The organism is Exiguobacterium sp. J17977, assembly GCF_018616375.1.
GTDB classification, from domain to species: Bacteria; Bacillota; Bacilli; order Exiguobacteriales; family Exiguobacteriaceae; genus Exiguobacterium; species Exiguobacterium mexicanum.
The window spans coordinates 412,347-434,131 of record NZ_JAEQBB010000001.1; the positions used below are offsets into that span (position 1 = coordinate 412,347).

General features: G+C 53.3%; 21 protein-coding genes. 17 read left to right on the plus strand and 4 right to left on the minus strand.

Going from position 1 to position 21,785, the window contains the following annotated elements; translation table 11 throughout:
* Positions 1 to 28 precede the first annotated feature (28 nt).
* Positions 29 to 397, minus strand: a complete 369-nt coding sequence (locus KNO58_RS02000; RefSeq protein ID WP_214751650.1) for an iron chaperone — start codon at positions 395 to 397, stop codon at positions 29 to 31.
* A gap of 55 nt (positions 398 to 452) precedes the next feature.
* Positions 453 to 1,997: an L-glutamate gamma-semialdehyde dehydrogenase gene (gene pruA / locus KNO58_RS02005; protein ID WP_021066482.1), complete on the minus strand. Its 1,545-nt coding sequence runs from the start codon at positions 1,995 to 1,997 to the stop codon at positions 453 to 455.
* A gap of 171 nt (positions 1,998 to 2,168) precedes the next feature.
* Between pruA and KNO58_RS02010 the strand changes: the two genes are divergently transcribed.
* The 3 genes from KNO58_RS02010 to KNO58_RS02020 all read left to right on the plus strand — a co-directional run bounded on the left by KNO58_RS02010 (position 2,169) and on the right by KNO58_RS02020 (position 5,038).
* Positions 2,169 to 2,984 carry a nuclear transport factor 2 family protein gene (locus KNO58_RS02010; protein WP_214751651.1) on the plus strand — a complete coding sequence of 272 codons (816 nt, stop codon included), beginning with the start codon at positions 2,169 to 2,171 and terminating at the stop codon, positions 2,982 to 2,984.
* A gap of 12 nt (positions 2,985 to 2,996) precedes the next feature.
* Positions 2,997 to 3,434, plus strand: coding sequence for a thioredoxin-dependent thiol peroxidase (bcp, locus tag KNO58_RS02015; protein WP_214718011.1), 438 nt, complete (start codon positions 2,997 to 2,999; stop codon positions 3,432 to 3,434).
* A gap of 230 nt (positions 3,435 to 3,664) precedes the next feature.
* Positions 3,665 to 5,038, plus strand: a complete 1,374-nt coding sequence (locus tag KNO58_RS02020) for an alanine/glycine:cation symporter family protein (protein ID WP_214718009.1) — start codon at positions 3,665 to 3,667, stop codon at positions 5,036 to 5,038.
* 39 nt (positions 5,039 to 5,077) lie between these two features.
* On the opposite strand, the gene KNO58_RS02025 is transcribed toward KNO58_RS02020, so the two are convergent.
* On the minus strand, positions 5,078 to 6,781 hold the full coding sequence (locus tag KNO58_RS02025) for a methyl-accepting chemotaxis protein (RefSeq protein WP_214751652.1): 1,704 nt from the start codon (positions 6,779 to 6,781) through the stop codon (positions 5,078 to 5,080).
* A 217-nt stretch (positions 6,782 to 6,998) separates the two neighbouring features.
* Here KNO58_RS02025 and gatC point away from each other — a divergent pair, with 217 nt between their 5' ends.
* The 7 genes from gatC (at position 6,999) to KNO58_RS02060 (ending at position 13,973) form a co-directional block, all read left to right on the plus strand.
* Positions 6,999 to 7,289: an Asp-tRNA(Asn)/Glu-tRNA(Gln) amidotransferase subunit GatC gene (gene gatC / locus KNO58_RS02030; RefSeq protein WP_021066487.1), complete on the plus strand. Its 291-nt coding sequence runs from the start codon at positions 6,999 to 7,001 to the stop codon at positions 7,287 to 7,289.
* Between the two features lie 11 nt (positions 7,290 to 7,300).
* The gene (gene gatA / locus KNO58_RS02035) at positions 7,301 to 8,743 is read left to right on the plus strand and encodes an Asp-tRNA(Asn)/Glu-tRNA(Gln) amidotransferase subunit GatA (protein ID WP_214751653.1); all 1,443 of its coding nucleotides are present in this window, start codon (positions 7,301 to 7,303) and stop codon (positions 8,741 to 8,743) included.
* A 12-nt stretch (positions 8,744 to 8,755) separates the two neighbouring features.
* Positions 8,756 to 10,186, plus strand: coding sequence for an Asp-tRNA(Asn)/Glu-tRNA(Gln) amidotransferase subunit GatB (gene gatB, locus KNO58_RS02040; RefSeq protein ID WP_021066489.1), 1,431 nt, complete (start codon positions 8,756 to 8,758; stop codon positions 10,184 to 10,186).
* A gap of 61 nt (positions 10,187 to 10,247) precedes the next feature.
* A complete protein-coding gene (locus KNO58_RS02045) occupies positions 10,248 to 11,249 on the plus strand; it encodes a diacylglycerol kinase (RefSeq protein WP_214751654.1) in 1,002 nt (333 codons plus the stop codon).
* Between the two features lie 96 nt (positions 11,250 to 11,345).
* Positions 11,346 to 12,707 carry a 23S rRNA (uracil(1939)-C(5))-methyltransferase RlmD gene (rlmD, locus tag KNO58_RS02050; RefSeq protein WP_214751655.1) on the plus strand — a complete coding sequence of 454 codons (1,362 nt, stop codon included), beginning with the start codon at positions 11,346 to 11,348 and terminating at the stop codon, positions 12,705 to 12,707.
* Positions 12,708 to 12,784: 77 nt separating this feature from the next.
* Positions 12,785 to 13,357 carry a dihydrofolate reductase family protein gene (locus KNO58_RS02055; RefSeq protein ID WP_214751656.1) on the plus strand — a complete coding sequence of 191 codons (573 nt, stop codon included), beginning with the start codon at positions 12,785 to 12,787 and terminating at the stop codon, positions 13,355 to 13,357.
* Positions 13,358 to 13,454: 97 nt separating this feature from the next.
* The gene (locus KNO58_RS02060; protein ID WP_214751657.1) at positions 13,455 to 13,973 is read left to right on the plus strand and encodes a DM13 domain-containing protein; all 519 of its coding nucleotides are present in this window, start codon (positions 13,455 to 13,457) and stop codon (positions 13,971 to 13,973) included.
* 86 nt (positions 13,974 to 14,059) lie between these two features.
* Here KNO58_RS02060 and KNO58_RS02065 read toward each other — a convergent pair whose 3' ends face one another.
* Positions 14,060 to 14,620, minus strand: coding sequence for an AAA family ATPase (locus KNO58_RS02065; RefSeq protein WP_214751658.1), 561 nt, complete (start codon positions 14,618 to 14,620; stop codon positions 14,060 to 14,062).
* Between the two features lie 137 nt (positions 14,621 to 14,757).
* Between KNO58_RS02065 and KNO58_RS02070 the strand changes: the two genes are divergently transcribed.
* The 7 genes from KNO58_RS02070 (at position 14,758) to KNO58_RS02100 (ending at position 21,693) form a co-directional block, all read left to right on the plus strand.
* Positions 14,758 to 15,765, plus strand: coding sequence for a tRNA dihydrouridine synthase (locus KNO58_RS02070; RefSeq protein WP_214751659.1), 1,008 nt, complete (start codon positions 14,758 to 14,760; stop codon positions 15,763 to 15,765).
* A gap of 115 nt (positions 15,766 to 15,880) precedes the next feature.
* Positions 15,881 to 16,051: a hypothetical protein gene (locus tag KNO58_RS02075; RefSeq protein WP_158001039.1), complete on the plus strand. Its 171-nt coding sequence runs from the start codon at positions 15,881 to 15,883 to the stop codon at positions 16,049 to 16,051.
* 34 nt (positions 16,052 to 16,085) lie between these two features.
* Positions 16,086 to 16,577 (plus strand): hypothetical protein, encoded by a 492-nt coding sequence (locus tag KNO58_RS02080; RefSeq protein ID WP_214751660.1) that lies wholly within the window; start codon positions 16,086 to 16,088, stop codon positions 16,575 to 16,577.
* 96 nt (positions 16,578 to 16,673) lie between these two features.
* Positions 16,674 to 17,354: a response regulator transcription factor gene (locus tag KNO58_RS02085; RefSeq protein ID WP_214751661.1), complete on the plus strand. Its 681-nt coding sequence runs from the start codon at positions 16,674 to 16,676 to the stop codon at positions 17,352 to 17,354.
* A 1-nt stretch (position 17,355) separates the two neighbouring features.
* Positions 17,356 to 18,357, plus strand: coding sequence for a sensor histidine kinase (locus tag KNO58_RS02090; RefSeq protein WP_214751662.1), 1,002 nt, complete (start codon positions 17,356 to 17,358; stop codon positions 18,355 to 18,357).
* Between the two features lie 85 nt (positions 18,358 to 18,442).
* A complete protein-coding gene (locus tag KNO58_RS02095) occupies positions 18,443 to 19,126 on the plus strand; it encodes an ABC transporter ATP-binding protein (RefSeq protein ID WP_214712876.1) in 684 nt (227 codons plus the stop codon).
* Complete coding sequence (locus tag KNO58_RS02100) at positions 19,123 to 21,693, plus strand: ABC transporter permease (RefSeq protein ID WP_214751663.1); 2,571 nt, start codon at positions 19,123 to 19,125, stop codon at positions 21,691 to 21,693. Before KNO58_RS02095 ends, KNO58_RS02100 begins: the two co-directional genes overlap by 4 nt.
* Positions 21,694 to 21,785 lie beyond the last annotated feature (92 nt).

Here is a 21,785-nt window from a genome sequence, read left to right on the forward strand (position 1 = left end):
ATGCGCGTCATCGCTCCTTCTTTTTAGATCAACGCCAAAATGACGTGTGACTAGCCTTATCCTCGATATTGAACGCGATGATGTCACGGAGCAAGTCGTAATCGACGTCTTGGCTCCACTTGATACGGAACAGTTGCTTCGTCTGCGTGTAGCCCGCCTCCTGGATTCGCATCTGGAACACCTCGAGTGGGACGGCCTCCGGGGCGACGGCAAAGTGTGCTTTGGCCACGCTGAAAGCGATGATGAACGTGCCGTGATCGGTGAACATCGGCTGATTCCAGGCGATGCGCTCCTCGAGTTGCGGAAACGTCTTCCGGACAAAAGCGAATACGTCGTCCAGTTTGGCCCGGTGTTCCGGGTCGTCAATCGTTGCTAAAAAATCGTCAAACGTCTCCATGGGAATCCTCCTTTGGTGATAAGAAAGCCCGACTCAGATGAGCCGGGCTGATGGATTAAAACGTCTCAGACGTCGTTTTTGCTTGCATGTGGAGCTGGATGTAATCCGGTCCGCCTGCTTTCGAGTCTGTCCCTGACATGTTGAACCCGCCGAACGGCTGATAGCCGACGATGGCGCCTGTGCAACCACGGTTGAAGTACAAGTTCCCGACGTGGAAGTTCTGACGCGCGTACTCTTGGTTCGAGCGGTCACGCGTGAGGACGGCACCCGTCAAGCCGTATTCCGTGTTGTTGGCGATGTCGATCGCTTCTTTGAAGTCTTTCGCTTTCGTGAAGGCGACGATCGGTCCAAAGATTTCTTCTTGCATGAGGCGTGCTTTCGGTGCGACGTCAGCGACGACCGTCGGCTCGATGAAGTAACCTGTCGAGTCGTCAGCTTTACCGCCGGCAACGATTTTGCCTTCTTCTTTGGCGACGTCGAAGTACGACGTGATCTTCTTGAACGCGGCCGCATCGATGACCGGTCCCATGAAGTGTTCGTTTTGCTCCGTGTTGCCGACCGAGAGTTCGTTCGTCAATTCGACGACGCGATCAAGTACTGTGTCATAGACGCTGTCGACGATGACGGCGCGCGAACATGCCGAACATTTTTGACCAGAGAAGCCGAACGCCGATTTGACGATTGACTGGGCCGCGAGTTCGAGGTCCGCTGATTCGTCGACGACGATCGTATCTTTTCCGCCCATCTCTGCGATGACGCGTTTGAGCCAGATTTGGCCGTCGTTCAATTTCGAGGCACGCTCGTTGATGCGCAAGCCGACGTCACGTGAACCTGTGAAGCTGATGAAGCGAGTCTTTGGATGGTCGACGAGATAGTCACCGACTTCTGCGCCTGGTCCTGGGATGAAGTTGAGGACACCTTTCGGAAGACCTGCTTCTTCCATGACCTCGACGAATTTCGCAGCGACGATCGGTGTCGTCGATGCTGGTTTCAAGAGAATCGTGTTACCGGCAACGATGGCCGCAACGGCCGTCCCTGCCATGATTGCGAACGGGAAGTTCCAAGGGCTGATGACGATCCCGACCCCGAGTGGGATGTAGTCATAGCGGTTATATTCGCCCGGGCGGCTCTCGACTTTCTTGCCTGGTTTGAGCTCGAGCATTTGACGTGCATAGTACTCCATGAAATCGATGGCTTCCGCTGTATCCGCGTCCGCTTCGTTCCAAGGCTTGCCTGCCTCTTTGACGAGGTAAGCCGAGAACTCGTGCTTGCGCTTGCGGACGATGTTCGCCGCTTTGAACAAGACGTCGGCACGGACGGCCGGGTCGACATGGCGCCACGAGTCGAACGCTGTGAGCGCTTCTTGCATCGCACGCTCCGCGAGCTCTTGGTTCGCTTTCGAGACGTGACCGATGACTTCTTCTTTATTGGCCGGGTTGTAAGACGTGATTTTGCCTTCCGTCGTCACTTTCTCCCCACCGATTACGAGCGGATAGTCTTTTCCGAGCTCACCGTTGACTTTCTCGATCGCCGCTTGGATAGCTGCGGCGTTCTCTTTGTTTGTAAAGTCTGTGAATGGTTCATGTTTGTATGGAATCATTCTCGTTCCCCCTTAAAAGTGATCGTATATTGAAGCGCTTACGTCTGTATTGTATCGAAAAACCTAGTGAAATCCTAGTGAAACAATTTTCCAGAAAAGCGTGTCGTTTTCGCTCGAAATCGAGTCGTGGTAGGATGAGGGTACAGGACGACTTGCGAAGGGAATGATTGAATGTACAAGTGGATGATGCCGCTCGCGCTGACCGTATTGCTCGCGGGATGCGGGACGGCGGACGAAGCACCGACGGAACAGGCAGCCGAAGAGACGAAAGCGCCGCTCCCGGAAGAGGTCGAGACGTTGTATACGTCATACCAACAAGCGCTCGAAAGCGGGGATGCGGAAGCTCTCGCCGACATCGACTATGCGGGCGAATTGACCGACATTCCGGCGACTGGAGCTGAGATGCGTGATCTCACGCCGGGCGATATGTACGAGAGCTGGGTGAACGAGGACGGGGACGTCGCGTTCATCGTCCACGAGATGGAGGATGCGGACGGCAACGAACTGCCGAACCGACTGTCGAAAGTCGCCATCAAAGACGGTGAGGACTGGAAACTCGTCGTCACCCCGGCCCTCATCCCGGCCGATGTGATTGGGGAGGTCGGCGACATGTTGACCGGCATCGAGGCGAATGAGTATGGCGTGAACGCAGAGGCAAACGCGCGTCTCGCCGAAGTGCCGGAAGACGAGGCCGGCCCGATTTATGATCAAGTGAACGCCCAGACCGACTACGTCGCGCTCGAGGCCGACAATAACGTCTTCTTGCTCATGGCGGAGACGCTCACCGTGCCGGAGAATCAAGACACGATGGCCGACTACTTCGAGGCGTACCGGACGTGGTATACCGACAATGAGGCAGCACTTAAAAAGGCCGCTGCAACAGAAGACCCGGTCGAGTATCTCGAGTCGCTCGAACCGCTCAAACAAAAATTAGAACAAGCGATCGATGGGTATGACGAGAACCTCGTCGACCCGTCGTTCGGATAAGGAGGAAATCATATGTTAGCACCGACATTCACATTACCGAACCAAAACGGGGACATGGTCTCGCTCGAGGACTATCGTGGACAGAAAGTCGTTCTTTATTTCTATCCGAAGGACGCAACGCCGGGTTGTACGACCGAGGCGTGTGACTTCCGCGACGCGACACCGCGACTGAACGGGGCCGTCGTCATCGGTATCTCGGCTGACAGCCAGAAGAAGCACCAAAACTTTATCGCCAAACACGAGCTCCCGTTCGATTTGCTCGTCGATGATACGCATGAGGTGTCGGAACTATACGGCGTCTGGCAATTGAAAAAGAATTACGGGAAAGAGTACTACGGTATCGTCCGTTCGACGTTCCTCATCAACGAGGACGGCTATATCGAACAGGAATGGCGTAGTGTGAAAGTGAACGGGCACGTCGACGAGGTCGTCGCGGCGCTCACAAAATGAGGCAGGACGGCTTCCTTATGGGTGCCGTTTTTTTGTGCGTCTCGCATTACAAATTTATTTCAAATACTAAAATCGGAATCGAGGTGTTTCAATAGGTTAGAGAGGTATATTACGAAAGTATTACGCTGATATCAGATGTTTGGCTCATTTGTCAACTTGACGAAGTTGAGAATGTTCTGAAAAATATGAAGGAACGGTGAACATGAGATATACATAGGGGGCATAAGCGTATGCAGCAATTTGAATCATGGGTGACGAGTCTATCCAACCTCGTCTGGGGACCACATCTCCTCATTTTACTGATTGGGACGGGCGTCTATTTGACGTTCCGGCTCGGCTTCATCCAAGTGACGCGGCTCGGGTTCGGGTTGAAAGAAGCATTTCTCCCGAAACCGAAAACGGGAGCGGAAGCGGAAAAACAGAAAACGCAACGCGGGGACATCTCGCACTTCCAGGCGCTCATGACAGCGCTCGCGGCCACGGTCGGGACCGGGAACATGGTCGGTGTCGCGACGGCGGTCGTCCTGGGGGGACCGGGCGCCATCGTCTGGATGTGGCTTTCTGGTTTCATCGGGATGGCGACGAAGTACGCCGAGGCGATTCTCGCCGTCAAATATCGTGTCGTCGATGAGCGGGGCGAGATTGCCGGTGGACCGATGTATTACTTGGAGCACGGCTTAAAGAAGAAGTGGCTCGGTATGACGTTCGCCTTGTTCGCGGCGATCGCCGCGTTCGGTATCGGCAACGGCGTCCAGACGAACTCGATCAGTATGGCGCTCAACACGTCATTCGGGATTCCGATGCTCGTAACGGGCATCGTGCTCATGGTGCTGACAGGATTCGTCATCCTCGGTGGCGTCAAATCGATCGGCAAAGTCGTCGGCGTATTCGTGCCGGTCATGATTATCGGATATGTCGGCGGGGGTCTCGTCATTCTCGTCATGAACTTCGAGTTGATTCCGTCGGCATTCGCGACCATCTTCTCGAGCACGTTCAGCGCGGAAGCCATCGGCGGCGGTGCGCTCGGTGCCGCCATCCGTTACGGGGTCGCACGCGGCGTATTCTCGAACGAGGCGGGCCTCGGCTCGGCACCAATCGCAGCCGCTGCCGCGAAGACCGATTTCCCGGGACGGCAAGCGCTCGTCTCGATGACGCAAGTATTGATTGATACGCTCATCGTCTGTTCGATCACAGGCTTGACGATTGTCATGAGCGGTCAGTATACGAGCGGGCTGCAAGGCATCGAGTTGACGCAAGCGTCATTCGCTTACTTCCTCGGTCCAATCGGGGAAATCATCGTCACGGTGTCACTTGTTTTCTTCGCCTTCTCGACGGTCATCGGTTGGTGTTACTACGGGGAGCGTTCGGTCTATTACTTGCTCGGTGAACGGTCGATTGTCCCGTATCGTGTCGTCTATATCCTCGTCGCCGGACTCGGCGCGATGACGACAAACTTGAATCTGATTTGGGCCATCTCGGACGTCTTCAACGGCCTGATGGCGATTCCGAACTTGATTGGTCTCTTGTTCTTGTCGGGTGTCGTCGTCGCCGAGACGAAGCGTTTCGAGCTCGAACGGCAAAAAGAACTGCGGCAAGCCGCTTAACCAAAAGGAAGCATCCTCATGCGAGGACGCTTCCTTTTGTCATACTTTGAATTGACCGATCAACGCGTTCAACTCATCCATCTTCTGTTGCGATGCCTCGGTGGCGCGGTTTAACTCGCTAAAGCGGTCGACGGACATCGTCACTTTCTCGGCGATCTCCTGTGTGCCGAGCGCGCCGTTATTGACCGTGACGGCCACATCTTGGATGACCCCGATCATGTTCGACGTCAACTGCTCGAGTTCGATGGCGGCGACGGCGAACTCTGAAGCGGTCGCTTCGAACCGGCCGGCGTCTTCGCTATAATGCTCGGCCGCCTCTTCGAGCTGGTCGTAATCCTTCAACACGTTCGTATCGAGGAAATGGAGCATCTCGCTCGACGTGTCGTTCAAATGGTCGACGGAGTGGAGCACGTTCGTCGAGATGGCTTGAATCCGTTCGACGGTCGTCCGGCTCGTCTCGGCCAGTTTCCGAATCTCATCGGCGACGACGGCGAACCCGCGTCCCGCCTCGCCGGCCCGAGCGGCTTCGATCGAAGCGTTCAACGACAAGAGGTTCGTCTGGGCGGCGATGTCTAAAATGTCGTTCGTAAGTGTCGCGATTTCCCGGACGGCTTTGGCGTCTTGCATTGCCTGTTCCAAGTTGACGCGTGTCGACGAGAGAACGTGAAGCGCAGACGCTTTTGCCTCGACGGCATGGTCGCGCAGCGCGACGGCGCGGGCATCGACTTGCTCGGCCTCGGCTTTTCGCTCGGCGGCCATCGTCACGATGTTATGGAGCGTTCGTTCCATGTCAGAAGCCGACGCGTTCATCTCTTGGGCGCTCGCGGCCGTCTGTTGCATCCCGGCCGTCAAATCCTCGGTCGTGGCGGCCGTCGTCGTCATGTACGTATCGAGCTCGCGCAGCTCGTCATACATGCGTGCCGACTGTTCGGTCACCCCGTGAGACACACCGTTCACTTGCAAAATCAATTGGCGGAGATTGGCGAGGAATTGGTTGAAGTCGCGGGCGAGTCCCGAGAACTCGTCGCGGCGCTTCACCGGGATGGCCGTCGTCAAGTCGCCTTCGCTCGTGGCCAGCTCCCGCATCTTCACTTTGAACTCTTTGAGCGGCTCGAAAATCGAGCGGAAGATGAACAGCATCATGAGCACCGTGAAGACGATGGCCGCGGCCATAATGATGATGAGCGTGAGCTGGACTTGCTCGAACAATGCCTGACCGGCTTCCGTATCAGACCGAATCTCATCGCGGTTCAAGTTGACGAGCAGACCGAGCGTGTTCGAGAGGGCGTCGGCGGCCGGTGTCGCCGTATCCCGGATATAGGTGTCGGCCGCGGCTTGACCGTCCGCGTTCGAGATGCGGATGAGCTCCTCGATATTCGTTTTAAATGTCGTCCATTGATCCGTCGCTTGATCGAACAGCTCCTGATCGGCTTTCGTGATAATCGTCGACTCATAACCGCTCATCTGTTGCTCAAGAATCGTGATGCCCGTGTCGAGGTTCGTTTCGACGTTTTGCTTCGTCACCTCATCCTCAACCAAGGCGTGGCGCATCATCTGCTGACGAATCTCAAGCAGTTGTTTATCGACTTGATGGATTTGGTCCATCCCCGGCACCCACGAGACGTTCATATCTTGCTGGGCGGCCTTGGACGCGTTCAACGCATAAAACGAGTAGCCGCTCACCCCGAGCAGCAACACGAGCAAGACGGTGAAGGCGACAATCAGTTTGTTACGAATTGACATAGGAATCCCCCTCGAAAAAATGATGCTTCTTCCTAAGCATAATGAGATTGGGGGGCGGACCGAATAGGGGTTTTGGGAAACGAGTCAATAGTGTGGGCGGATTCCCTAACTTTTCAAAAAATCGTTCCTCCTTGGCGAGATGGGATTTTCTTTTTTGTCTTATAAAAAAGTGGTATGATAATGGACGATGTATTGAAAACTGTTGGAGGTGGAACCTTTGGCTCGAATCACAGAAGCTGAAGTTCGGCACGTCGCCGGACTCGCCCGACTTGCGATCACAGAAGATGAAGTGACGCACTTCACGGAGCAATTGACAAAAATCCTCGAGTTCGCCGAGCAACTCGATGAACTCGATACGACGGGCGTCATCCCGACGACCCATGCCCTAGATTTGAAAAACGTACTACGCAAAGACGAGGTTCGTCCTTCACTTCCACGCGAGGAAGTCGAACGGATGGCACCTGATTGGGAGAACGGCCAAGTCCGTGTCCCAGCGGTCTTTGAATAAGGAGGCCCTTCATGAGTTTATTTGATCACGGTGTAGCCAAGCTGCATACGCTTATAAAAGAAGGCGAAGTCACGGTATCGGACCTCGTCAAAGAATCATTTGACCGCATCGAGGCGACCGACGAAAAAATCGGTGCCTTCTTGACGCTCAATGAAGACGCGTTCGAACAGGCGAAACGGATGGACGAACTCGCCAAGACCTCGGACAATCCGCTCTTCGGTTTGCCGATTGGCGTCAAAGACAACATCGTCACGAAAGGGACACGCACGACGTGTGCCTCGAAGTTCCTCGAGAACTTTGTCCCGGCACATGACGCGACGGTCGTCGAGCGTCTCCATGACGCCGGTGCCGTCACAATCGGGAAGTTGAACATGGACGAGTTCGCGATGGGTTCATCGAACGAGAACTCGGCGTTCAAAGTCGTCCGCAACCCGTGGGACCCGACGCGCGTACCAGGCGGTTCGTCAGGCGGTTCAGCGGCAACGGTCGCGGCCGGCCAAGTACTGTTTAGCCTCGGCTCGGATACAGGTGGCTCGATTCGTCAGCCGGCGGCCTATTGTGGCGTCGTCGGGATGAAGCCGACGTACGGTCTCGTCTCACGTTACGGGCTCGTCGCATTCGCCTCGTCACTCGACCAAATCGGTCCGCTCACACGTACGGTCGAAGATAACGCCTACTTGTTGAACGCGATTGCCGGTCATTGCGACATGGACTCGACGTCAGCGACGGTCGACGTACCAGACTACACGAAATCGCTTCACGGCGACATTAAAGGCATGAAGCTCGCGCTTCCAAAAGAGTTCATGGCCGAAGGCGTGTCAGACGGTGTCCGCAAACAGATTGAAGAAGCGGTCGAGACGCTCAAGTCGCTCGGTGCGACGGTCGAGGAGGTCTCGCTCCCGACAGTGAAATACGCGCTCCCGACATACTACTTGCTCGCGTCATCAGAAGCGTCTTCGAACCTCGCCCGGTTTGACGGCATCCGTTATGGACGCCGTGCCGAGGCCGATGCGCTCGAAGAAGTGTTCACGTATTCGCGCGAACAAGGTTTCGGAGAAGAAGTGAAACGCCGCATCATGCTCGGGACGTACGCGCTCAGCTCGGGTTATTACGATGCGTTCTACAAGAAATCGCAACAGGTCCGCACGCTCATGAAGCAAGACTTTGCGAACATATTCGCCGACTACGATGCGATTATCGGACCGACTGCGCCGACGGTCGCGTTCAAACTCGGTGACCAGCTCGAAGATCCGCTCACGATGTATGCCAACGATATTATGACGATTCCGGTCAACTTGGCGGGCATCCCGGCCATCTCGGTACCGGCTGGCTTGTCAGAAGGCCTCCCGGTCGGTTTACAGATCATCGGGAACCATTTCAGTGAACCAACACTCTACCGCGTGGCCCATGCTTTTGAACAAGCAAACGGCGGTTTCAAGATGCCACAGCTCTAAGGAGGACGTACGATGAACTTTGAAACGATCATCGGGATCGAGGTGCACGCCGAGCTGAGCACGAAGTCGAAGATTTGGTGTGGCTGCTCGCGCACATACGGTGCCGAAACGAATACACAGACGTGTCCGATTTGTCTCGGACATCCGGGCGTCTTGCCTAAATTGAACGAAGAGGCGGTCAATCTCGCTATCAAGGCCGCGATGGCACTCAACTGCGAAATCGCGACCGACACGAAATTCGACCGCAAGAACTACTTCTATCCAGATACGCCGAAAGCGTACCAAATCTCGCAGTTTGACCAACCAATCGGTTTCAACGGTCACGTCGATGTCGAAGTCGACGGTGAGATGAAGCGGTTCCGCATCGAACGCGTCCATCTTGAAGAAGATGCCGGGAAGATGAACCACACGGGCGAGAAACACTCGGTCGTCGACTTCAACCGGACCGGGTCACCCCTCATCGAGATCGTCAGTGAGGCTGACATGCGTTCACCGAAAGACGCCGTCGCTTACCTCGAGCGCTTGAAAGAAGTGCTCTCGTTCGCGGGCGTCTCGGACGTCAAGATGGAAGAAGGGTCGCTCCGTTGCGACTGTAACATCTCGGTCCGTCCGTTCGGTCAAGAGCCGTTCGGTACGAAGACGGAGCTCAAAAACTTGAACTCGTTCTCGAACGTCTTGAAGGCGCTCGAGTATGAGGAAGACCGTCACCGCAAACTGCTCATCACGGGCGGCGTCATGCGTCAAGAGACGCTCCGGTTTGACGAGGCGGCGAAGAAGACGATTCTCATGCGTGTCAAAGAAGGCGCGGCCGATTACCGCTACTTCCCAGAGCCGGACCTCGTCCGTCTCGAAATCGATGAGGAATGGAAAGAACGCATCCGCGCCACACTTCCGGAACTGCCGGTTGCACGTCGCGAACGTTATATGAACAACTACGGGCTGTCGGCGTATGACGCCAAGGCGCTCACGTCGACGCGGGAGTTCTCGGACTTCTTCGAAGCGACGACGGCAGCAGGTGCCGAACCGAAAGCGGCCGCGAACTGGCTCATGGGCGAAGTGCTCGGTCACTTGAACAAATCGGACGATACGATCGAGACGATGAAATTGACGCCGAGCTCGCTCGCGGAGTTGATTCGTTTGATTGGAGAAGGTACAATTTCTTCGAAGATCGCCAAACGCGTGTTCACAGCCATGATCGAAGAAGGCGCCGAGCCGAAGGCGTACGTCGAAGCGAACGGTCTCGCCCAAATCTCGGACGAGAACTTGCTCCGCGGCTACATCCTCGACTTGTTCGAAGCGCATCCGCAGATGATTGAAGACTTTAAGAACGGAAAAGACCGTGCCAAAGGCTTTATCATCGGGCAGATCATGAAGCAGACGAAAGGGATGGCGAACCCGGCACTCCTCGATGGCTTGTTCCACGAAGAGATTGCCAAACGCTAAACAAGCGGCGAGGCACTTGTGTCTCGCTTTTCGCTCGACTTGAGCATGGGGAGAGAACATTATGCAACGAAAACGCGCACGGGTCATCTATAACCCGACATCTGGAAAAGAAGTGATCAAACGGGAACTCCCGTACATTTTGAACCGCCTCGAGGATGCGGGTTATGAGACGTCGACGTACGCGACGAAAGCAATCGGCGACGCGACGCTCGAAGCCGTTCGAGCCGCGGAGGCCGAGTTCGACTTGATTATCGCGGCCGGTGGGGACGGGACGCTGAACGAGGTCATCTCGGGACTCGCCCCGCTCGACACGCGTCCGACAATCGGTCTCATCCCGGTCGGAACGACGAACGACTTTGCCCGAGCGATGCGGATTCCGCTCAACGTCGTCGGTGCCCTCGACGTCATCTGTGACGGATTCGAGATGCCGGTCGACCTCGGTGAGATTGAAGGGGAGAAGGGCGACATCCACTACTTCATCAATATCGCCGGGGGCGGTATCATGACGGAGCTGTCGTATGAGGTGCCGTCGAAACTGAAGACGGCACTCGGTCAGCTCGCCTATTACGTCAAAGGGATGGAGAAACTTCCACTCATCAAGCCGACGTATATCGAGCTCGAGCACGACGAGGGTACGTTCAGCGGCGAGGTCATGATTTTCCTCACGTCGAACTCGAACTCGGTCGGTGGCTTTGAGAAGATTTCACCACATGCGTCATTGAACGATGGACTGTTCGACTTGTTCATCTTGCGCAAGTGTAACTTGTTCGAGTTCATCCACGTCGTCCGCTTGTTGCTCCGTGGCGAGCACTTGTCGAGTCCGCTCGTCGAGCACGTCAAGACGGGACGCGTCAAGATGAAGACGACGACGGAACGGATGAGTCTCAATATCGACGGCGAATACGGCGGCGAATGCACGGGCGAGATGCGAAACTTGTTCCGTCACTTGACGGTACTCGCCCCGAACGCGCGCATCCGTGAGATGGAAGACTTGAACGCCCAGTATGAACGCGAACAGATGATTAAACAGCTGTTCAACGTGTCAAACGAGAAAGCAGAATGATTCGGCTCGGCGTGGCGCACACGCCGAGCTTTTCGTTCGCTTGGAACGGGTATGAACCAATACACACTATTTTTTGAATCGGGAAAGGAGAGACTCATGTTACCAGTCCAAAAGAATGACCGTCTCGATGTCCACATCCACGACCTCACCCATGAGGGCGCAGGCGTGGCGCGTGTCGACGGTTATACGCTGTTCGTCCCGAACGCGCTCCCGGGAGAGACCGTGGAGATCGTCGTGACGAAGACGAATAAACAGTACGGGTTCGCCCGCTTGCTCGATGTGAAAGAATCGAGTGCGGACCGCGTCGAGCCACCGTGCCCGATTTTCTATCAGTGCGGGGGCTGTCAGCTCCAACACTTCAGTTACGACGGCCAGCTCCGTCAAAAACGGGACCGTGTCGTCGATGCGTTGAAGCGCCTCGGCCAATTCGATGTGCCCGTCCACGAGACAATCGGCATGCCGGAACCATGGCGTTACCGCAACAAGGCGCAAGTGCCGTTCAAAGACGAGGCCGGTCGCCTCGTCGCCGGTTTCTATCGTCCACGTTCGCACGATATCGTCGAGATGAAGGAATGTCTCATCCAAGATGAGCGCAACGATGAGGCCGTCCAAGTCGTCCGTGACGTGCTCGCGGCGCACGGTGTGCCGGCTTACGATGAGAAGACCGGGCGCGGCGTCATCCGCCACGTCATGGCCCGTTACGGGTATCATTCGGGTGAATTGATGATCGTCCTCATCACGAAGACGACGAAAATCAAAGGCGTCAACGAGATTGTCGCCGACATCTTGAAGCGTCTGCCGGACGTGACGTCAATCATGCAAAACGTCAACCCGGACAAGACGAACGTCATCTTGGGGTCGACGAACAAACTGTTATATGGCCATGAGACGATTGAGGATAAAATTGGTGGACTGACGTTCACGATTTCTCCGCACTCGTTCTTCCAGGTCAACCCGGTCCAGACGGAGAAGTTGTACGGCAAGGCGCTTGAATACGCGCAACTGACTGGGACCGAGCAAGTCGTCGACGCCTATTGCGGCATCGGGACGATCAGTCTGTTCCTCGCCCAGAAAGCGGCGCACGTGTACGGCGTCGAAGTCGTACCGGAAGCGATTGAGGACGCGAAACAGAACGCGCTCGTCAACGAGATCGACAATGTGACGTACGCGTGTGGCGCAGCCGAAGACGTGCTTCCAAAGTGGAAGCAGGATGGCATCAATCCGGACGTCATCGTCGTCGACCCGCCACGTAAAGGCTGTGCCGAGTCGTTCCTCGAGACGATGGTCGAGATGGCACCGAAGCGGATCGTCTATGTGTCGTGTAACGTCGCGACGCAGGCGCGCGATATGCGTTATCTTGCGGACCGTGGCTACCGACTTGTCGAAGTTACACCGGTCGACATGTTCCCGCATACGGCGCATGTGGAGACGGTGGCGTGGTTAGAAAAAATGGAATAAGATGAATGCAGATGGACCTTCGATTTTGTTTGAAATCGGAGGTTTTTTGTCTAGTCGTGTCAAAAGGGGTGGTGAAGATGAGGAAAATCATTGTACTTGAACATGTATCCTTGGACGGTGTGATTCAGTCACCGGGTGGGCAAGACGAAGACGTAAGCGAAGGGTTTACGTATGGAGGGTGGACAGGACCGTTTGCGAGTGATGAGTTAGGTCGTTTGATTCGGACGCAAATGCATAGCGACTTTGCATTGCTACTCGGGAGAAAGACGTATGAACAATGGGGAGACTATTGGCCCCATCACGCGGATGTTTGGCCAGAAGCACAAATTGCGACAAAGTACGTAGCGTCACAAACGTTGCATGAAAGTTTATGGGAACCAACCGTTTTTTTGACGGACCCAATCAAGCAGTTAAAATTGTTGAAGCTGGAAGCTGGGCCAGATTTTCATGTCTGGGGAAGCAGTGGTTTGGCCCATGCTTTGTTTCAAAACGACCTAGTCGATGAATGTTGGTTGATCATCTATCCGATTATCATCGGGTCAGGGAAGCGCTTGTTCCCAAATGGTGAAATGAATCCGATCACTTTTACATCAATGGCGCATCATCTGATGCCAAACGGGGTCATCGTTTCTCATTACCAAAGAAAGTAGTGACACATTGCGGGTTGAGTGGAGCTTGAAGCATCCATAGACGAGAACATATAATTCAAGTAAACCCATGTTCTCCTAACGAAAGGGAGCGAAAAAAATGAAGGCTTTCACTAAACTCGTACTCGGTCTCTTGCTCGTCTTCATCATGGTCATTGGTTGGTGGCTAATCTCTCCTCTCTTTCTCGATCAAACAGTAGATGAAGGGCTCCCACCCGTCTCTACAGACACCGTTGATATGACCGAAGATCCGGAAGCTGTAGCGCCAGAGGCGGAAGATGAAACAATGGATACAGAGACTCTCGGTTTGTCAGGAATGTTCATGGATGGAGAAAAGAATTACAAAACTTCTGGAACGATTAAAACGATTAACGCGGACGATGGGGTATACCTCAGATTTGAAGATTTTCAAACGACCAATGGACCCGACCTGTTTGTTTATTTGATTCAGCCTGGGACGGAAACGACAGAAGGGATCAGCTTAGGGGCTTTGAAAGGAAACACGGGGAATCAAAACTATTTAGTCCCTGAAGACGTTGACCTCACTCAATATTCGACAATCGTGATTTGGTGCCGAGCCTTCGATGCGGATTTTGGTTTTGGTGAACTGACACAATAATCGATTTACGAGTTGACCGTGTCCATGATAAAAGACTCCTAAAGCAAAAACTCTTCAATCGTGCGGATTGGAGGGTTTTTACTTCGTTATGTCCAGAACGAGCGAGCGGAAAAAAAGCGCTTTGAAGCTTGTAATGTCAAGCCGCTCCGCTTAGCGATTTTCTCGACGACCTGTTCGACTGTAAGGTGATCGGTCTCGATTTTCTCATGAGTGATGTCGTGACGAAAAGCGTGAAGGCAACGGTCGATTTGTGTCTTGCCCCACGAATTGAACCATTCGAAACGTTTATTCAATCTTCTGACGAGTGTCCGTTTATCGGCGTGGAGAATATAATGGTCGACCCGAATTCCATCACGTTGTAAGGCTCCGATGATTTCATCGTAGTAGAGGCGGTCCACGAGCGTCATCGGGACGACGATTACGCCATCGTATGAACGGGCAATCTTTGCCAACATCTCAACATTGAACGTCCGCCATTCCGGGTGATGTTGGAAATCGGCCAGTCGCATATCGCTGGGCAGATTGTCGCGAATAAAGAAGCCGACTTGTTCCGGGTCATAAAGATAGGCGTTCGGCAACCGTTGTTGCAATTGTTTGGCGGCTGTCGTCTTGCCTGAACCGAAAGCGCCGTTAATCCAAATGATCATCCGAGTTCTCCTTTGAAATGCTTTTGTTTAATCTATTATACTCGAATGTCTGGGTGAAACAGTTGATACATTCCCCCGTCCATAATAAGATAGATAAAGTGATTTTGTTGGATTGACTACGAAAGGGAATGATTTTGATGAAAGAAAACTTCTGGCGCGACCTTCCGCGTCCATTCTTTATACTTGCCCCGATGGAAGACGTGACCGATGTCGTCTTCCGCCACGTCATCGCCCATGCCGGTCGACCGGACGTGTTCTTCACCGAGTTCGCGAACTCGGACAGCTACTGCCATCCGGAAGGGAAAGGCAGCCTGCGCGGGCGCTTGACGTTCACCGAGGACGAACAGCCGATGGTCGCCCACATTTGGGGCGACAACCCTGACTACTTCCGTGAGATGAGCATCGGCATGGCCGAGATGGGCTATAAAGGCCTCGACATCAACATGGGTTGCCCGGTCCCGAACGTAGCCAAGCGCGGGAAAGGGAGTGGCCTTATCCTCCGTCCTGACGTCGCAGCGGAACTCATCCAAGCGGCGAAAGCCGGCGGCATCCCGGTCAGCGTCAAGACGCGTCTCGGATTCGCGAAGCTCGACGAGTGGCGCGACTGGTTGACGCATCTGTTGAAGCAAGACATCGCCAACTTGTCGATTCACTTGCGCACACGCAACGAGATGAGTAAAGTCGACGCGCACTGGGAGATGATCCCGGATATCGTCAAATTGCGTGATGAGATTGCACCGGATACGCTCATCACAATCAACGGTGACATCCTCGATCGTCAGATGGGACTCGAACTCGTCGAGAAGTATGGCGTCGACGGCGTCATGATTGGTCGCGGGATTTTCAAGAACCCGTTCGCGTTCGAGAAAGAGCCACGTGAGCACTCGATGGAAGAACACCTCGACTTGCTTCGCCTCCAACTCGATTTGCAAGACAAATTCCAAGAAGAGGTGCCGCGTTCGATTTCGAACTTGCACCGTTTCTTCAAGATTTACGTGAAAGGATTCCGCGGGGCGAGCGACCTCCGTGTGAAGCTCATGGACACGAAATCGACAGACGAAGTGCGGGCGCACCTTGATGCGTTTGTCGAGAACTATCACAAAGAAGAAGCGGCGCTTGCCGAGGCGGCGTCGACAGTCGAATAAGTTCTACCGGGATTCAGTGTATACTGGATCCCTTTTTGTATGAAAAATAGTAGATGGGCGATGAAACGTTTGGTCGGGCTGCTTCGTATGAAGTGGATGGAAGGGGAGGCTAAACATGAACGAATGGCGTGAATCAGCGGTCGGTCTTGGGCTTGTGTTTGGAACGGCTGGCGGACTACTCATCTCTGTCTTACTCGATTTTCCGTCCATGTATGGTATTGTCATCGGTTCAATCATTGGATATTGGATTGGACTGATTATCTCGATCCGTGCGATGAAACGATAACGACCCATTATTAATACAGGAGGAGTGTTTCTATATGAGTGAATTCCAATTTATTGCGAGCAATCACCCACTAAAAGAAGTCGAAAATCCATATATCGAGTTCTTATCGATCAACGAGGCCATCAAAAAAGGTGTTATCTTGCCTGAGATGCTCACAGACGACGAAGACCTCGATCGTGACGAAAAGATTTTGATGAACGTCGAGTCGGAAGAGCAGCTCGACGAGATTGAGATCAAGCGCGACTTGTACTATGACGTGGAGAACGTTGAGGCGTACTCGGAAAAACCGCACGTCGTGGAATTGCGCTGGCGCTATACGGATGCGAGAGCCGAACAGATCGTTGAGTATATAACCGACCACTTGAAGACAGCGGGTGAAGTCGAGATTTGGAAAGTATGGGTCGATGAACAGACAGTACCAAACGTTCAATCCATCACGCTCGACGAGTTGACGACTGATGCGCTGCGATTTTTAGGTGCAGTCGGGTTCAATCGGCCGGAATGCCTTCGCGTGACAAAAGCATAACCTGACCGAACGAGATGTCTCGTTCGGTTTTTAGTTTTGTCTCCTCACTTGAAAAAGACTGCTATATTATGAGGAGAAGAGTCAGGAGGGAATCAGATGCACATTTTAATTGTTGAAGACGACCGGACAATCGCCTCCGGTCTCCAATATTCGCTCGAACAAGAACAATTCACGACGACGTTATGCCAGAACGTGGCCGACGCCACACCTTTGATTGAACAACAGTTACATACGATCGACCTGTGTCTGTTCGATTTGTCGTTGCCGGACGGGAGCGGTTATGACTTGTGTCGGCTCGTGAAGCAAAAACAGGACATACCTGTCATTTTTTTGACAGCGTTCGATGATGAAGTGAACGTCGTCATGGGACTCGATATGGGAGCGGACGACTACATCACGAAACCGTTCAGGGTCCGCGAACTCATCTCGCGGATTCATTCGGTGTTGCGCCGCTACAACAAGCAGACCAGTTCGCCTATTCTTAAAATTGGGTCGGTCGAAATCAATACGCAAGACGCGAAAGTGAAAAAGGACGGGGATGAGATTTTATTGACGGCGCTTGAATACCGATTATTGCTCATCTTCGGCAGACATACAGGGCAAGTGTTGTCACGGGCCCAACTACTCGACCAGATTTGGGACATGGGTGGGGATTTTGTGAATGACAATACGTTGACTGTCTACATCAAACGGTTACGTGAGAAGCTCGAAGACGACCCACAGCGCCCGACGTTGATTAAGACGATTCGTGGCATCGGCTATAAGGTGGATGCTTAACATGCTACGAAATCGAGAAGTCCGAATCTATTTATTGAGTCTCTTTGTGATCATCGGCTTGGCCGTGAGCGTCGCGCTGTACATCTCGATCGAGGCTACACTCCTTGTCGCGGTCTTATCGATTGTATTTGTCGCCGTGACCTATCGCTTCACGGTGTGGCGCTATCGGGAGATTGACCGACTGTCGAGTTACCTGCAAGAAATCAGCAACGGCAACTATAAACTCGACGTCCGCGATAACCTCGAAGGCGAGCTCAGTCTATTGAAAAGTCAAATCTATAAAGTGACGAAGATGCTGTCGGAACAAGGGACGCATCTTGAAGAAGACAAGCAGAAGCTGACGGATGCCATCTCTGACATCTCCCATCAACTGAAGACCCCGCTCACGTCGATGACGGTCATGGCGGATTTACTCAGTGACCCGAGGCTGTCAGATGACAAGCGGCAAGAGTTCACGCATAACGTACAGGTACAGCTCGAGCGGATGGAGTGGCTCGTCTCGTCGCTTCTCAAACTGTCTAAAATCGATGCCGGGACGATTCAGTTCAAACGGGAACCGGTGTCCATCCCTACACTCGTTCAAGCCGTGACAGAACCGATGCTTGTGCCAATCGATATTAAAATGCAACGGCTCCAGATTACGGGTGAGCGTGACGTCGCGTTCGAAGGCGATATGAAGTGGACGACCGAGGCGCTCATCAACATCTTGAAGAACTGCGTAGAACATACACCGGAACAAGGCGAGTTGTTCATCGACTTTAGTGAGAACACACTGTATACGGAAATCATCATCCGTGACACGGGGAGCGGCATCGCCAAACAAGACGTCCCGTACATTTTCCAGCGTTTTTATAAAGGCATGAATGCGAGCGACGACAGCGTCGGCATCGGACTCGCCATGGCACACAGCATCATCACGAGCCAACAAGGTGAACTGACCGTCCGCAGTGAACGTGGGGCCGGGACCGCATTTCAAATTCGATTCTACAAAGCAATCGTTTAAGTGACGAAACAGTCACTTTTGAGTCACGGACGTGTCACACTCGCTCGGTACACTCAAAGTAGATTAAGTACTGGAGGGTGCAAACATGAACATATTAGAAGTGCAAAATTTATCAAAAGTATACGGGAAAGACGAGATGGAAGTGCGGGCGCTCGATGATGTATCGTTTACCGTAAAAAAAGGTGAGTTCGTCTGTATCGTCGGACCGTCGGGCTCGGGAAAGTCGACGTTGTTACATTTGCTGGGCGGCGTCGACGTCCCGACGAGCGGACAGGTGTTAATCGACAACACCGACATTTACAAGTTGGACGAGACACAGCTCGCCATCTTCCGACGTCGTCAAATCGGTTTGATTTATCAATTTTATAACTTGATCCCGATTTTGACGGTTGAGGAGAATATCACGCTACCGATGTTGTTGGACGAGCAAAAAGTCGACGCCGCCCATTTGGAGCGCATCATCGGCATCCTCGGGCTATCGAACCGGATGACGCATTTGCCGAACCAACTGTCTGGCGGACAGCAACAACGCGTCTCCATCGGCCGGGCGCTTATCAGCAACCCAGCCATCATCTTGGCCGACGAGCCGACGGGGAACTTGGACAGTCAAAACAGTGAAGAAATCATGAGCCTTCTCAAACTGTTCAACAAGAAGTTCAATCAGACGCTCATCATCATCACCCACGACGAACGGATTGCCTTGCAGGCCGATCGCATCATCTCGATCGAGGATGGGAAGATTGCGAAGAACGAGGTCGTCCGCGCATGAACATCATCAATAAAATGACGCTTCGGCATTTACGCGAGAACAAACGACGTTCTCTCGTCACCATCATCGGGGTCATCATTTCGGTCTCGATGATCACGGCTGTGACGACACTCGGTTCATCGTTCTTAGACTTGATGATCCGTCAAGACATCGCGGACAACGGGGAGTGGCACGTCAAATATGTCAACACGAACGAAGACCAGGTCGAGGCGATTCGGAATGATGCATCGACGAAGGACGTCATCCTGTCGAGTGACGGCTATGCGGAATTAAAAGAATCAAAGAATGCCTATAAACCGTACTTATACGTCCGGAGCTATAACACGTCAGGGCTGAAGAACTTTCCCGTCGACTTGACGGAGGGACGCTTGCCGAATAAAGAAGGCGAAGTTGTCATTTCTGAGGCCATCCGTCAAAACGCGCAAGTCACGTACAATATCGGGGACGAATTGACGCTCGAAATCGGCGAGCGCATGGACGAATCGTCAGGTCGCGTGTTGACACAAAACGATGGCTTAATCCGTGATGGGGAGACAATGTTAGAACAGTTGAACATCGAAGACACAGTGACGTTGACCGTCGTCGGCACGATGACGCGCCCAGCCTGGGAGCCGACGTGGTCGCCGGGCTATACGGTCGTTGGATATATTGACGACAAAGCGTTGAACGGTGCGACCGTCGATACGTTCGTCGCCTTGAACGACGTGAACGGCTCGATTTATGAAGAGACGAAACAACTGATGCGCGAACAGAAAATTGAAGGGATTGCCTATAACGCATCGTTGCTCCGCTATTATGGGGTGACCGATGATGACGGCTTGCGCAAGACACTGTACGGGTTCGGTGGCATCATCATGGCGGTCATCGTCATCGGCTCGATTTCGCTCATCTATAACGCCTTCGCCATCAGCGTGTCCGAGCGCTCACGCTACCTCGGGATGCTCGCGAGTGTCGGGGCGACGAAGCGGCAAAAGCGGAACTCGGTCTTTTTTGAAGGGTTCGTCATTGGAGGGATCAGCATCCCAATCGGTATCCTTGCCGGGGTGGCCGGAATTGGGGTCACGTTCCTATTCATCAACGCTTTTGCGGAGAAGGCGCTCAACGTGACGGAGAAGTTTGAGGTCGTCGTCACACCAGTCACGCTCTTGTTGACGGTCCTCATTTCAAGCGTGACGATTTTCATCTCGTGTTATCTGCCAGCGCGCCGTGCTTCGAAGATTTCGGCGATTGACGCGATTCGTCAAACACAGGACGTGAGGTTAACATCGAAAAACGTGAAGACGTCAAAACTCGTGCGACGGATTTTCGGGTTGGAAGCAGAGATCGGATTGAAAAACACGAAACGTAACCGGAAACGGTATTTGGCGACGGTGTTCTCACTCGTCATCAGTATCGTGCTGTTTTTAGTCGTCAGTTACTTCACGGATCGGCTCGAACAATCGCTCGAGATGTCGCAAGGATCGTACGAGTTCGACATTCTCGTAAACGGGTCGAATCTCACGAAGGATGACTTGCGTCGCTATGAGACGTTGGACAATGTGACGGGCGGGACGTACTTCGAGAATACGACCGTCCAGACGATGGTCGACGAAGCCCGGTTACCGAGCGCGGTCACCGAAAACGAAGACTTGGCGTCCACGTTCGTCGATGGGAAATTCACGTATTACGTGTCCCTCTACCAATTGGATGACGACAGCTTTGATGCGTACTTGAAACAAATCGGGGCAGCCGTCAGCAACTTTGAAAACGGGGACGTCCCAGGCGCCGTCTTGATTGATGAAGTGTCATATGAAGACGTGGACAAGAAAAAATTCGTCAACTCGAAGACGATTGAGACCGAAATCGGCGATACGCTCGAACTCCGGGACGAGAATGCAACGGACGAGGCGGCACCGCTCAAAACGATCAAAGTCGCGGCCATGACCGACGTCGCCCCGACCGGTGTGATGACGAGTTCACTCGGATGGCTCGATGTAATCGTCCGGGAAGGGACGTTTGAAGAGGATGCGATCGGTGAGTTGATGCAACAATCGAGCCCGTCGATCGCCTTGAACACGAGTAATCCTGAGGCGACGCAACAAGTGATTGAAGCGGAACAGAACATGGACCAATATATCTTCAACGTGTCGGAGCAGCGTGAGCAGCAAGAGCAAGTGTTGTTACTGCTATCGATTTTCGTCTATGGATTCATCGTCTTGATTTCGCTCATCTCGGTGGCGAATATCTTTAACACGATTTCGACGAGCGTCTCGCTCCGCCGCCGCGAATTCGCGATGCTGCGGTCGGTCGGGATGACACCGAAGGGATTCAACAAGATGGTGTACTATGAGAGCATTTTCTACGGCATGAAAGCATTGGCCTATGGGGTGCCAATCAGTGTGCTCATCATGTACTTGATTTACCGGGCGCAAATCAACACGTTCGAAGCAGCGTTCACGTTGCCGTGGGGCGATATTTTGTTCGTCACGGTCGTAATCTTTCTAATCGTTGGTTCTTCGATGGTGTACGCGATTTCGAAAGTGAAGTCGGATAATATCATCGATCGGTTGAAGCAAGAGAACAATTGAATCGAATTATGTGTATGTCTGAAACAATCAATCAGCAGGGACTCAGTTTATCTTTCAGACTGAGTCCCTGCTATATGTGCTTTTAGAGGATA